This window comes from Prauserella flavalba, from assembly GCF_003202235.1.
GTDB lineage: Bacteria > Actinomycetota > Actinomycetes > Mycobacteriales > Pseudonocardiaceae > Prauserella_A > Prauserella_A flavalba.
This window is the reverse complement of the sequence record NZ_MASU01000009.1, coordinates 77,227-89,618: the sequence shown is the minus strand read 5'-3', so window position 1 is coordinate 89,618 and position 12,392 is coordinate 77,227. Positions and strand designations below refer to the sequence as shown.

Annotated in this window: 12 protein-coding genes; 4 read left to right on the top strand and 8 right to left on the bottom strand. The window is 73.0% G+C overall.

The window, feature by feature from the left end; genetic code table 11:
* Positions 1–65: 65 nt before the first annotated feature.
* Entirely contained in the window at positions 66–866 is an 801-nt protein-coding gene (locus BA062_RS22430) for an alpha/beta hydrolase family protein (RefSeq protein WP_110339850.1), read from the top strand.
* Here the strand turns inward: BA062_RS22430 and BA062_RS22425 are convergent.
* On the bottom strand, positions 838–1,818 hold the full coding sequence (locus BA062_RS22425) for a LysR family transcriptional regulator (RefSeq protein WP_110339848.1): 981 nt from the start codon (positions 1,816–1,818) through the stop codon (positions 838–840). The genes BA062_RS22430 and BA062_RS22425 overlap by 29 nt on opposite strands.
* A 144-nt stretch (positions 1,819–1,962) precedes the next feature.
* On the opposite strand from BA062_RS22425, the gene BA062_RS22420 reads away from it, so the two are divergent.
* Positions 1,963–2,595 carry a dihydrofolate reductase family protein gene (locus BA062_RS22420; RefSeq protein WP_110339846.1) on the top strand — a complete coding sequence of 211 codons (633 nt, stop codon included), beginning with the start codon at positions 1,963–1,965 and terminating at the stop codon, positions 2,593–2,595.
* 9 nt (positions 2,596–2,604) lie between these two features.
* Here BA062_RS22420 and BA062_RS22415 read toward each other — a convergent pair whose 3' ends face one another.
* Positions 2,605–3,048: a PaaI family thioesterase gene (locus BA062_RS22415; RefSeq protein WP_110339844.1), complete on the bottom strand. Its 444-nt coding sequence runs from the start codon at positions 3,046–3,048 to the stop codon at positions 2,605–2,607.
* A 62-nt stretch (positions 3,049–3,110) separates the two neighbouring features.
* Here BA062_RS22415 and polA point away from each other — a divergent pair, with 62 nt between their 5' ends.
* Together polA and BA062_RS40265 are read left to right on the top strand one after the other, a co-directional pair.
* Entirely contained in the window at positions 3,111–5,831 is a 2,721-nt protein-coding gene (gene polA / locus BA062_RS22410) for a DNA polymerase I (RefSeq protein ID WP_110339842.1), read from the top strand.
* Positions 5,832–5,931: 100 nt separating this feature from the next.
* Positions 5,932–6,528 (top strand): Rossmann-fold NAD(P)-binding domain-containing protein, encoded by a 597-nt coding sequence (locus tag BA062_RS40265; protein ID WP_245959953.1) that lies wholly within the window; start codon positions 5,932–5,934, stop codon positions 6,526–6,528.
* Here the strand turns inward: BA062_RS40265 and BA062_RS22400 are convergent.
* The 6 genes from BA062_RS22400 to BA062_RS22375 all read right to left on the bottom strand — a co-directional run bounded on the left by BA062_RS22400 (position 6,522) and on the right by BA062_RS22375 (position 12,381).
* Entirely contained in the window at positions 6,522–7,100 is a 579-nt protein-coding gene (locus BA062_RS22400; protein ID WP_110339840.1) for a TetR/AcrR family transcriptional regulator, read from the bottom strand. The genes BA062_RS40265 and BA062_RS22400 overlap by 7 nt on opposite strands.
* Positions 7,097–8,992 (bottom strand): YhgE/Pip family protein, encoded by a 1,896-nt coding sequence (locus BA062_RS22395; RefSeq protein WP_110339838.1) that lies wholly within the window; start codon positions 8,990–8,992, stop codon positions 7,097–7,099. The genes BA062_RS22400 and BA062_RS22395 overlap by 4 nt, the downstream gene beginning before the upstream one ends.
* Positions 8,989–9,645 carry a P-loop NTPase family protein gene (locus BA062_RS22390; RefSeq protein ID WP_110339836.1) on the bottom strand — a complete coding sequence of 219 codons (657 nt, stop codon included), beginning with the start codon at positions 9,643–9,645 and terminating at the stop codon, positions 8,989–8,991. Before BA062_RS22390 ends, BA062_RS22395 begins: the two co-directional genes overlap by 4 nt.
* Positions 9,646–9,716: 71 nt before the next feature.
* Positions 9,717–10,643, bottom strand: coding sequence for a GNAT family N-acetyltransferase (locus BA062_RS22385; RefSeq protein WP_110339834.1), 927 nt, complete (start codon positions 10,641–10,643; stop codon positions 9,717–9,719).
* Between the two features lie 20 nt (positions 10,644–10,663).
* Entirely contained in the window at positions 10,664–11,536 is an 873-nt protein-coding gene (locus tag BA062_RS22380) for a GNAT family N-acetyltransferase (protein ID WP_110339832.1), read from the bottom strand.
* Positions 11,533–12,381, bottom strand: coding sequence for a class I SAM-dependent methyltransferase (locus BA062_RS22375; RefSeq protein ID WP_110339830.1), 849 nt, complete (start codon positions 12,379–12,381; stop codon positions 11,533–11,535). Before BA062_RS22375 ends, BA062_RS22380 begins: the two co-directional genes overlap by 4 nt.
* Between the last annotated feature and the right edge of the window lie 11 nt (positions 12,382–12,392).

The window sequence follows — 12,392 nt, the reverse complement described above, 5'->3', positions numbered from 1 at the left end:
AGCTGTTGGACGGGGGCCTGAGCAGGCGGTTTGCTTGGTGTCACAGGAAAACAACAGGAGGAACCATGCAGACCTCGGCCATGATCAAGGGCGTCGCCGCCGGAGTGCCGTACGTGGCGCTGCGCCCCGAGGGCACCAGCGGCCCGGCCCCGGCCATCGTGACGTGGCACCTGATGGACGCGCCCCGCAGCGAGCGGGCGATGGCCGCGGCGCTGCCGATGGCGGGGGTGCCGGCGTGGCGAATCTACTTCGGACTGCCGATGTCGGGGGAACGGTCGCTGCCGGGCGGGTCCGACGAGTTCTTCCGGCTGGCGGGCGAGGACTACGTGCTCAACGTCGCGGAGCCGGTGACCGACCAGGCCGCGGCCGAGCTGCCCGCCGCGCTGGCGGCGCTGCGCGAGCAGCTGCCGATCACGGACGCGCCGATCGGTGTCGCTGGTGGTTCGGCGGGCTCGGCCGTCGCGCTGGAGGTGCTCGTGCGGGGAGAGGTCCCGGTCGCGGCGGCGGCGCTGGTCAGCCCGGTGATCCAGCTGGCGCCCGTGGTGGCGGCGAACGCGCGGCGGTTCGGCGTGACCTACCACTGGAGTGAGCGCTCCCGGGCCGTCGCCGAGCGGTTCGACTTCGTTCGCAGGGCGGGCGAGCTCGGCACGGACGTGCTGATCGTGGTCGGCGGGCAGGACGACGTGGCCTTCCGGGAGCCGGCCGAGGCACTGAGCCGCGAGCTGGGCGAGCGCGGCAGGCTCGTCGTGGTGCCCGGTATGGAGCACGCGCTCGCCGAGGAGCCGGGGCTGGAGCCCGCGCCGCAGACGCCCCACGCGGCGGTGGCCGACGCCGAGTTCACTGCGTGGTTCCGGCAGCGTCTGTGACAGCCGCCTCAGTTGCGGGCGGGTCGGGTTGCCACGTGCGTGCCGGGTCGTGGGCACACCAGCCCTCGGCCCGGCTCGTGCGCCCCGCGAGGGCGAGGAGTTTGCTCACGGCGGGGCGCTGCCTGCCCTTGCGCCACACGAGCGACCACGGGAACAGCGGTGACGGCTCGAACGGCAGCACCCGCAGGTTCAGGTCGGGGGCCAGCTCCATGTCGGCACCGGCCAGGGGCACCCGCGGCGGGCCGTAGCGGGTCTGCTCCAGCGTGTGCCGCAGGTCGAAGCTGACCCCGGAGTCGTCGAGCGGCACGTCGAGGCTCTCGCTCATCCGGCGCAGGAACGCGAGCCATTCGACGGGTCCGGCGAGCGAGGGCAGCCAGATGCCCTCCGGCCGCAGGTCGGCCATGCGGATCACGTCGCCACCCGCGAGCGGATGCTCCGGCGGCAGCAGCGCGACGAGCGGTTCGAGCCGGACGAGCCGGTGCTCCAGCTCGGCGGGCAGCTCGCGGCCGAGGTCGTGGACGCGGCCGAACGCCACGTCGACCTCGCCGCGCAGCAACGGATCGACCGCGTTCGCCAGCCCGCGCCGCCAGCTGCGCTCCACCCGCAGCCCCGGGTCGCGCGCGGCGAGTCGGCGCAGCATGAACATCGGGGAGAGCCGGTTGTCGACCAGGTCGAGGCGCACGGGCGCGTCGGCGGTGCCGAGCACGGCGACGGCGGCGTCGGCGGCGCGCAGCAGGTCCTGGGCGCGGGGCAGGAACCGCTGCGCGTCGGCGGTGAGCTCCACCGTGCGGTTGGTCCGGACGAACAGCCGGACGCCGAGTGCGTCCTCGAGCCTGCTGATCCGCTTGGACAGGGCCTGCTGGGTGAGGAACAACCGCTCGGCCGCCCTGCTGAAGTTGCGCAGTTCGGCGGTGAGGACGAAGGCGCGGACCTGCGCCAGGTCGAGGTCCATGAGGTGTTGTGCCTGCCTTGCCGGTAGAGGTGCCGGTGGAGACGTTACCCCGGGTCGAGGCGACCGATGAGTTTCCGGGCCGCAGGGGGTCCATAGCGACGGGGCAACCAGCACCTCAGACCACCGGAACCAGGGAGCAGCACCATGTCACTCGTCCGCGTCCACAACTTCGCCATCTCGCTCGACGGCTTCGGCACCGGGGAGGGCCAGAGCGCCGAGGCACACTTCGGTCACGCCGGCGACCGGCTGCACCAGTGGATGTTCGCGACCAGCTGGTGGCAGGCCGGCGGAAGCCGCGGCGTCGACGACGCCTTCGTCCAGCGGCACGACCCGGGGATCGGCGCCGAGATCATGGGCGCGGGGAAGTGGGGCCACCCCGGATGGCACGAGGACCCGGAGTGGAAGGGCGCGTGGGGACCCAACCCGCCCTTCCACACACCCGTCTTCGTCCTGACCCATCACCCTCGCCCTCCGATCGAGCTGGAGGGCGGCACGACGTTCCACTTCCTCGACGCGTCCCCCGCCGAGGCACTCGACCTCGCTCGCGAGGCGGCGGGCGGCAGGGACGTGCGCATCGGCGGAGGCCCCACCGTGATCCGCGACTTCCTCGCCGCCGGGCTCGTCGATCACCTGCACGCCGTGGTGGTCCCGATCCTGCTCGGCCGGGGCGTGCGCCTCTGGGACGGGCTGGAGGGCCTCGAGAAGGACTACCGGGTCGAGGCGATCGCCTCACCCAGCGGGGTCACGCACGTGACGTTCACCCGCGCCGGCCGCTGAGCGGGTCGCTCAGGAGCCCGGCGGCCGGTCCCTGACGATGCAGGTCAGCCTGGCGGTACAGGTGCGGCGGCCCGACTCGTCGGTGATCGTGATCTCCGAGGTGATCGTGCTGCGGCCGACGTGCAGCGGCACGGCCACACCGGTCACCAGGCCCTTCAGGGCGGCCCGGTGGTGGGTGCAGGACAGCTCCAGCCCCATCGCCGCCCGCCCGGCACCCGCGTTGAGTGCCGCGAGCGTGGACCCGAGCGCCTCGGCGAGCACGGCGTTGGCGCCGCCGTGGAGCAGACCGTAGGGCTGGAGGTTGCCCGCGACGGGCATCGTGCCGACGACCCGCTCGGGGTTCAGCTCGATGAAGTCGAGACCGACCTTGTCGTTGAGTTGCTGCTCCGCGATCTCGGGGCTGATGCCCGCGAGCTGCTCGCGGATCTCCTCTTCCGACACGTGCTCGGTCACTCACAGCTCCTAGTTCGACACGACAGGCGGGACTGTCAGAGGCTCACCCTAGACTCACGGTCGTGAGCCCGAACGCAAACACCTCAGTAGCGAACGACACACCCCGGCTGTTGCTCATCGACGGTCACTCGATGGCCTACCGGGCGTTCTTCGCCGTGCCCGCGGACCGGTTCCGGACGTCCACCGGGCAGGTCACCAACGCGGTCTTCGGGTTCACCTCGATGCTCATCAACCTGCTGAGGGACGAGACGCCGACGCACCTCGCGGTGGCGTTCGACGTGTCGCGGCAGACGTTCCGGTCGGAGACCTTCGCCGACTACAAGGCCAACCGGCAGACCACGCCCGACGACTTCAAGGGCCAGGTCGAGCTGATCAAGGAGATCCTCGCCGCGCTCGCCATCCCGGTGCTGGAGAAGCAGGGGTACGAGGCCGACGACATCATCGCCACGCTCACCACCCAGGCCGCGGCCGACGACTACGAGGTCCTCATCTGTACGGGTGACCGCGACGCGCTGCAGCTGGTCACCGACGCGGTCACCGTGCTCTACCCGCGCAAGGGCGTGTCCGACCTGGTGCGTTTCGACCCCGGCGCCGTCGAGGAGAAGTACGGGCTCTCCCCGGCGCAGTACCCCGACTTCGCGGCGCTGCGCGGCGACCCGTCGGACAACCTGCCCGGCATTCCCGGCGTGGGGGAGAAGACCGCGGCCAAGTGGATCAAGCAGTTCGGCACGCTCGGCGACCTCGTCGACCGCATCGACGAGGTGAAGGGCAAGGTCGGCGACGCGCTGCGCTCGCACGTCGACTCGGTGCTGCTCAACCGGCAGCTCACCGAGCTGGTCCGGGACGTGCCGCTCGAGACCGTCCCCGAGGGCCTGCGCGTGCAGCAATGGGACCGCGACGCGGTGCACCGGCTGTTCGACGAGCTGGAGTTCCGGGTGCTGCGCGACCGGCTGTTCGCGTCGCTGTCGGCGGCGGAGCCGGAGGCGGACGAGGGCTTCGAGATTCGCGGCGGGGCGCTCGAGCCCGGTGCGCTCGCCGACTGGCTCGCCCGGCACGGGTGCGACACCGGCCCCACGGGGCTGGCCTTCCGCGTCACCGGCGCGTCGGTGGCGGCGGACCTGCGCTCGATCGCGCTGTCCGCGCCCGGCGGCGAGGGCGCCTACCTCGACGTCACCAGGCTCGACGAGGCCGACGAGAAGACGCTCACCGCGTGGCTGGCCGACCCGGCGGCCCGCAAGGTGGGGCACGCGCTGAAGGTGCCGCTGCACGCGCTGCTCGCGAGGGGCTGGCGTGTCGCGGGCCTGACGATGGACACTGAGCTCGCGGCCTACCTCGTGCGGCCGGGCCAGCGCTCGTTCGAGCTGGACGACCTGGTGCTGCGGTACCTGCACCGCGAGCTGCGCTCGGAGGGCTCCGCCGACGACGGGCAGCTGTCGCTGCTGGACACGGCGGAGGACCCGGACGGCGAGACGAAGATCGTGCACGGTGAGCTGGTCAGGGCGCGCGCGGTGGCCGAGCTGGCCGGTGCGCTCGCCGGCGAGCTCGCCGACATCGGCGGCGCGCCGCTGCTCGCTGACATCGAGCTGCCGCTGCTCGGCGTGATCACCGACCTGGAGGCCGCGGGCATCGCCGTGGACCTGGAACAGCTGACCACGCTGGAGGCCCACTATGCGAACCGGGTGCGGCAGGCCACGGAGGAGGCCTACGCCGTCATCGGCAAGCAGATCAACCTGGGCTCGCCCAAGCAGCTGCAGGTGGTGCTCTTCGACGAGCTGGGCATGCCGAAGACCAAGCGCACCAAGACCGGCTACACCACCGATGCGGACGCGTTGCAGACGTTGTTCGAGAAGACCGAGCACCCGTTCCTGCAGCACCTGCTGGAGCACCGCGACGCGACGCGCCTGCGGACCACCGTCGAGGGGCTGATCAAGTCGGTCGCCGACGACGGCCGCATCCACACGACGCTGCATCAGACCATCGCCGCCACCGGCAGGCTGTCCTCAGTGGATCCGAACCTGCAGAACATTCCGATCAGGACGGACGAGGGCCGCCGCATCCGCGAGGCGTTCGTCGTGGGCCCCGGCTACACCCAGCTCATGACGGCCGACTACAGCCAGATCGAGATGCGGATCATGGCGCACCTCTCCGGCGACACGGAGCTGATCGAGGCGTTCCAGTCGGGGTTCGATTTCCACGCCGCCACGGCCGCGCGCGTGTTCTCGGTGGAGCCCACCGAGGTCACCGGCGCGCAGCGGGCCAAGATCAAGGCGATGAACTACGGGCTCGCCTACGGTCTGTCCGCGTACGGGCTCTCCCAGCAGCTGCGCATCTCCACCGAGGAGGCCCGCGGGCTGATGGACGACTACTTCGCCCGGTTCGGCGGCGTGCGGGACTACCTGCACAGCGTGGTCGACAAGGCGGCGAAGGTCGGCTACACGGAGACGATCTTCGGCAGGCGCCGCTACCTGCCCGACCTGACGAGCGACAACCGGCAACGCCGCGAGATGGCCGAGCGCATGGCCCTCAACGCGCCCATCCAGGGCAGCGCGGCCGACATCATCAAGGTCGCCATGCTGGGTGTTCACCGTGCCCTCGCCGAGTCGGACCTCCGCAGCCGGATGCTGCTGCAGGTGCACGACGAGCTCGTGCTGGAGGTCGCCGACAGCGAGCACGACGAGGTGGAAGCCTTGGTGCGCAAGGAGATGGGCGCGGCCTACGAGCTGGCCGTGCCGCTGGAGGTGTCGGTGGGCTTCGGCCGGTCGTGGAACGACGCGGCGCACTGACGCGGGTTTTGCGTTCCGGGGGGCCGGAATGGGGATTTGCACGCCATTTCCGGTAACCGGCACGGGTTGATTTCCGTGAAAAAGGGGTAGGTTTGCGGGTATGACAGCCCGCAACGCGCTGATCCTCGCCGGCAGCGGCATGCTCAGCGTCGTGGTGGAGGAGCTCGCTCTCGACGGCTGGCGAGTGGTCTCACCCAGCAGGCGCTACGTCCCGCTGCCGGCCACCGACGACGCCGCCGTCCCGCCGCCGAGGTGGTCCCGGGGCCGGAGGAAGGACCGCGTGGGCGCGGGCAAGGCGATCTGGGTGGAGGCGCACTGGGACCGCCCGCGCGAGCTGGCCACGAAGGTGGAGAAGGCGTTGACGGCCCCGGCCGAGCTGCTGGTGGCGTGGGTGCACGAGTCGTACCGGCGTTCCGTACTCGGCGTGGTGGAACCACTGCTGACCGCCACGGCTCCCGTCGTCGAGGTGCGCTCGCTCGTGGACCTCGCCGCGGTGCCCGACGAGCCGGAGCCGGTGTTGTTCGGGCATCCGACGCAGCAGGTGCTGCTCGGTTCGGTCTCCGAGCTCGCCGCCACCCGGCCGCTCGGTCACGACGAGATCTGGCGCGGCGTGCTCTACGCCGTCGAGCGCGCGCTGGAGGGCCGTCCGTCCTCGCTGCACCAGCTCGGCGAGCGCAGGCCCGTGCACGGTCACTGAGCGCGGGCCGCGAGCAGCGTCAGCACGGAGTCGCGGACCTCCTCGCGGCTGCGCTCCGGCTCGAACACGAGCCAGTCGAGCGCCACCACCAGCAGCGTGCCGAACAGCGCGGCGGCGGCCGTGCGCAGCGGAACCCCTTCCGGGAACCGCCCGGCCTCCGCCACCCGCCGCAGCTGGTCCTCGAGTACCGAGACGATGTTCTCCCGCAGCGGCAGCAGGGTGGCCTGCCACTGCCCCGGCCCCCGCCACAGCTCGCTGACCAGGATCTGCGAGAAGCCCGGGTACTCGCTCATGAACACCAGTGCCGCGTCGACCACGTCGGCGAGCCCGGCCACGGGGTCCGGGTCGGCGGCCGGGGCGCGCAGCCGCCCGGCCAGCAGGTCCACCCCGTACCGCAGCAGCGCCTCGACGAGCCCGTCCTTGCTGCCGAAGTTGTAGTACACGGTGCCCTTGGCGACCCCGGCCTCGGCGGCGATCTCGTCCACGGTCACCGCCGCGAGGCCGCGGCTGCGCGCGAGCCGCATCGTGGCCTCGAACAGCCTGCGCCTGGTGGCCTCCGCGCGCGGGCTCACAGCGCGAGCTCCGGTCTCAGCTGCCGCACCGTCCACACGCGACGCTTCTGCGCGGCGAGCACCGAGACCGCCAGCGCACCCGTGAGCCAGGCGAGCAGCACGGCGATGTCGGGCCACAGCCGCATCGAGGCGCCCGTGTAGAGCAGGTGCCGCAGCCCGTCGATCACGTAGCCCATGGGCAGCACGACGTGCAGCGGGTGCAGCGCGTCGGGGATCGTCTGCCACGGGAACGTGCCCCCCGCGGTGACCAGCTGGAGCACCAGCAGCACCAGGCCGAGAAACTTGCCGACGGCGCCGAAGAACGCGTTGAGCGCGTGCAGGATCGCCGTGAAGGTCAGCGACCCCAGCAGCAGAAAGCCGATCGCGGCGAGCGGTTTCGCGACGTCGATGCCCACGAGCCACGTCACCGCGGCGAACAGCACGAGCACCTGCGCGATGCCGAGCACGGCGGCCGGAAGCCACCCGCCGAGCGCGACCCGCAGTGGCGAGGCGCCCGCGGTGAGCGCGCGCGTCGACAGGGGCCGCAGCAGCAGGAACAGCACGAACGCGCCGATCCACGTGGCCAGGGCAAGGAAGAACGGGGCGAGCCCGGCTCCGTAGGTGCCCGCCGAGGCGAGGCCCACCGAGTTGATCGCGACCGGGTCGGAGATCGTGGCCGCGGCGGCCTGCTGGGTGTCCTTGTCGGCGTTCGGGATCTGTTCGAGGCCCTCGTTGAGCCCGTCGCGCAGCTGCCCCGCGCCGTCGGCGAGCTCGCGCGTACCGGTCAGTGCGGTGGCCTCGCCGTCCTTCAGGCTCGCCGCCCCGCCCGCGAGCTGGTTGGCGCCGTCGGACGCGCTCGCGATACCCGTGGTGAGCTGGGGCGCGGCGGCGGCGAGCTGCTCGGCGCCGGTGGCGACCTGCCGCGAGCCGTCGGCGAGCGTGTTCAGCCGGCCCGCGGCCTGCCGGATCTGGGTGTCGGCGTTGTCGAGCGGGGCGCGCAGCTCGCCGACGACGCCGAGCACGTGCTGCACCTCGGGCTCCGACAGCCCGCCGTCCCGCAGCCGCTGCGCCAGCCGGCCCGTGGCGTCGTCGAGGTCGCCGCGCAGGTTCGCGGACGTGGTCGCGAGCGCGTTCCCGAGCGCGGCGATCTGGGCGTTGCCCGTCGCGACCTGAGTGGCGCCGTCGGCGAGCTTCCTCGTCTGCTGCGGCAACTGCTCGGTGCTGCCGCGCAACGTGGTGAGGCCGGTCGCCAGCTGGGTGCTGCCCGTCGCGAGGCGCTGCGCCCCGTCCGCCAGCTCCTGCTGCCCGTCGAGCAGCCGGGTCGCGCCGTCGGCCAGCCGGGTCGCGCCGCCCGCGGCCTCCTGCGTCCGGCCGTGGATGGTGGAGAACCCGACCAGGAACCGGTTCGCGGCCTCCTCGCCGACCTGCTTCGCGATGGTGTCGCGGATCTGCTCGGCCACCTGGTCGGCGATCGTGCGCGACAGGTAGTTGTTGGCGTCGTTGGTGGTCAGCGTGATCGCGGCCTGGCGGGGGTCGAGCTCGCCACTGGAGAGCAACGCGGAGGAGAAGCCCTCCGGGATCGTGATCGCGAACGAGTAGTCGTCGTCGCGGACGCCGTCGCGCGCCTCGGTCTCGGACACCCGGTGCCACTGGAAGCTGCCGGAGGAGACCAGCTCGTCGGTGACCTGCTCGCCGAGTTCACGCTGGTGACCGTCGGCGTCCTGCGCGCCGGTGTCGGCGTTGACGACGGCCGCGGGCAGCTTGTCGAGCCTGCCGTAGGGATCGTAGTTCGCGTAGAGGTACAGCGACGCGTAGAGCAGGGGGACGAGCACGAGCGCGGCGACCGCCAGCTTGGGCAGCGTCCCGCTGGTCAGCCTGCGCAGCTCTCCCGACGCGATGCGCAGTGGGTTCACGGGATCGGTTCCTCCTGGCAGCGCTGCGGGGCGGGCTGCTCGAGCCTGCCGATGCGGGCGGGGGTGGTGAGCAGTGCGGAGACCGGCAGGGTCGCGGTGAGCACCACGACGGCGAGGCCACGCTCGGCGTGCTCGTGGGCGAGCATCCACCAGGAGTCCACGTCGCTCGTGTGCCGGTCGGGCCGGTCGAGCACGAGCATGCCGGCGCCTGCCCTGCTCGCGGCCAGGTCGGTCAGCAGGCGCGTGCGCGGCTCGGCCGCCAGGTTCTCGAAGCGCGTGCGGGCGTAGGCGGCGAGGTCGCGCGCGGCCAGCCAGTCCGCGACGGCGGCCTGGTTCGCGGGCCTGCCCGCCAGCGCCAGCTCCTCGGCCACCACGACGCGCAGCGGAAGCGTCTCGTCGGGCTCGCTGACGCCGGGGGAGTCCACCACGGCCACCCGCTCGCGCAGGCGGGCCGGATCGGCCGCGCCGTCGACGGTGACCGTGCCGGTCGTCGGTCGGAGCCTGCCCGCCAGCGCCAGGCCGAACGCGGTGATCCCGGTGCCCGGGTCGCCGTGGACCACCGCGAACTCGCCGCTCGACACGGTGAGCGACGTTTCCGGCAAGAGCGTGCCGTGCGGGCCGTCGAGTGAGACCCGATCGGCGACCACCTGCATGGGGCCTCCTTTTGAACTGACTCGTCAGTGCAAAATTAGGCCATTCAGTCTAGTGCGACAACGTGGGGTGCTCAGCGCAACAGCGAAGCCGGGCGAGCCTCCCAGACCGTCCACAACGGGCGGTAGCCCTGCCGGTGCCAGAACACCGACGACAGCGGGTTCAGCGGGTTGTAGTAGAGGTACGTGCCCCGCACCCCCGGCTCGGCCAGCCGCGCGTGCGCCGCGGCCATGAGCGTCCGGCCCACGCCGAGGCCCCGCACCCTCGGCGCCACGCCGAGGCTGTGCACGAACGCCCAGCGCCCCTCCGGCAGCACCGTGCCGAGCCAGGTGCCGCGCTCGACCTCGGCCCAGCCGCCGTCGACCACGCCCACCGCCTCGCCGCCCAGCTCCGCCAGCCAGATCGGCGCCCCTCCGGCCAGCTGCGCTCTCAGCGCGGCGCGGCGCCGTTCCGCCGCGCCCGGCCGCACGCGCAGGTTGCCGACGCGGCTCGAGTAGTCCACCGCGGAACACTCGAGCCGCACGATCGCCTCGACGTCGCCGGGCTCGGCCGCCCGCACGGAGACATCGCCGTTGCCCGCGGCCGGTGGCTGTTCCCCGGTGTGCACGGCCAGTGCCGACAGGGGCACGAGGCCGTGGTCGAGCAGCGCCCGCGTCGCCTCCGCGTCCCGGCTCGGCCAGGCCACCAGGCACGCCGAGTCCTCGCCCGGCGACTCCGTGTCCAGCCGCGCCCGGCACGCCCGCAGCACGGCGTCCATCCCCTCGGTGCCCCGCGTGCCGATGAGCGGCGTCAGCTCCCACGTCTCCAGCGCCGACCACACCGCCTCCGGCGCGCCCGCGTCCGTGAACGTCACGCGCAGGACGCCGGTGACGCGGCCGCCGTCGGGCAGCGTCGCCACCAGCGTCTCGCCGTCCGGCGGCTCGGTGATCACCGGCAGCAGCGGATCGATCGCGGCGAACCGCGTGGCCTGGTCGGCGACCAGGTCCGTGCCCTCCCTCATCTGCTCCCCCTCCTCGTTCGCTAGCGCAACGCCGAAGCCGGCCTGACCTCCCATGTCGTCCACAGTGGACGGTACCCCTGCCGGTGCCAGAAAACCGACGACAACGCGTTGTGCGGACTGTAGAACAGGTACGTGCCGTGCGCGCCCCGCGCGAGCAGCTCGCGATGCGCGGTCGCCATCAGCGTGCGGCCGACGCCGGTGCCGCGGGCCCCCGGTGCGACCGACACCGTGCCGACGTGGGCCCACAGGCCGTTCGCGATCCGGTCCGGTGCCGGGGCGGGCCAGGCGCACATCGCGAGTCCGACGGGCACCCCCTGGGACTCGGCGAGCCACACCGGCTCACCCCGCTCGAGCGTCCTGCGCAGCTCGCCCAGCAGCCATCCGGCCGCGTCCGGCCGGTTCACGGCGGGGCCCACGAGCACGGCGTAGCGCAGCTCGTCGAGCCACAGCCCGGCGAGCTCCTCGGCATCGGCTGCGGTCGCGGCCCGCACCTCGACGCCGTCCGCCCGCACCGGGGCAACCGGCGCCCGCTCGCGGACCGCGAGCACCGCGCTCGGCGCGAACCCGTGGCGCAGCAGCGCGGGCACCACGCCGGTGGCGAGGCTCGGCCACGTCACCGTGCACGCCGAGTCGGGGCTGGGCGACTCCCTCGCCAGGCGGTGGCGCAGCGCGGCGAGCAGCGCCGACATCGCCTCACCGCCGAGCTCCGCGTCCAGCGGCGTCAGCTCCCACGCCTGCCTGCTGCGCCACAGGCTCGCCCAGCCCTCGTAACGGGCCCGGTAGAGCACGCCTTCGACCTCGCGGCCGTCCGGCAGCGGCGCCGTGAGCCGCTCGCCCGCGCCGGGATCGACGGTCTCGGGCAGCAGCGGGTCGAGCGCCGCGAAGCCCGTCACGGATCGAGCACCGCGCGGAAGATCGCCGTGCCGGGGAAGAGCTTGCCGCGCAGCGGGCTCCACTGCCCCCACGTGCGGGTGTGCCCGGCGGGCCACTCGGGTTCCACGAGGTCGATCAGCCGGAAGCCCGTCCCCGCGAGCGCGCGCACGAAGTCGCCGACCGTGCGGTGGTACTCGACGTAGGTCGCCGTGCCGTCCTCGCCGACCTCGACGTACGGCGTCCGGTCGAAGTACGGCTGGGTGGCGGTGAGCCCGTTCGGGCCGGGGTCGTCCGGGAAGATCCAGCGCAGCGGGTGGGTCACCGCGAACACCCAGCGGCCCCCGGGCCGCAGCACGCGCGCGACCTCGGCGAACACGGCGTCGACGGACGCGACGAACGGCACGGCGCCGAACGCGGAGCAGGCGATGTCGAAGCTGTCGCCCCGCAGCGGCAGCTGCTCGGCGCCCGCCCGCAGCAGGGCCGGGTGCAGGCCGGTGCGCGCGTTGCCGTCGCGGGCATGCCGGAGCATGCCGGCCGAGAGGTCGAGTGCCACGGTGCGGGCACCCTGCGCCGTCAGCCAGCGCGCGCACGGCGCCGAGCCGCAGCCGACCTCCAGCACGTCCGCACCCGTGACGTCGCCGAGCAGACGGGCGTCGGCCTCGCGCAGGCCCTCGGGGCACCACACGAAGTCCGCCTCGCCGAGGAACTCGCCGTGGGTGGCGTGGTAGGCATCGGCGTCGGCGTCCCACCAGGCCGAATTGGCCGCGACGGCCTCGGCGGAGCCGACGGGACGGTAGGCGACGCCCGCGGTGCCGAGTACCTGCTCGGCGCGCGCGTGGCGATCGGCGGGAGGAGGTATGGACACGGGCTCATCCT

Bases quoted from the DNA above. Each gene is read 5' to 3' on its own strand.
- BA062_RS22390 (WP_110339836.1), bottom strand. From the start codon at position 9,645: ATGCAGGTGGTCGCCGATCGGGTCTCACTCGACGGCCCGCACGGCACG.
- BA062_RS22430 (WP_110339850.1), top strand. From the start codon at position 66: ATGCAGACCTCGGCCATGATCAAGGGCGTCGCCGCCGGAGTGCCGTAC.
- BA062_RS22420 (WP_110339846.1), top strand. From the start codon at position 1,963: ATGTCACTCGTCCGCGTCCACAACTTCGCCATCTCGCTCGACGGCTTC.
- BA062_RS22425 (WP_110339848.1), bottom strand. From the start codon at position 1,818: ATGGACCTCGACCTGGCGCAGGTCCGCGCCTTCGTCCTCACCGCCGAA.
- BA062_RS40265 (WP_245959953.1), top strand. From the start codon at position 5,932: ATGACAGCCCGCAACGCGCTGATCCTCGCCGGCAGCGGCATGCTCAGC.
- BA062_RS22385 (WP_110339834.1), bottom strand. From the start codon at position 10,643: ATGAGGGAGGGCACGGACCTGGTCGCCGACCAGGCCACGCGGTTCGCC.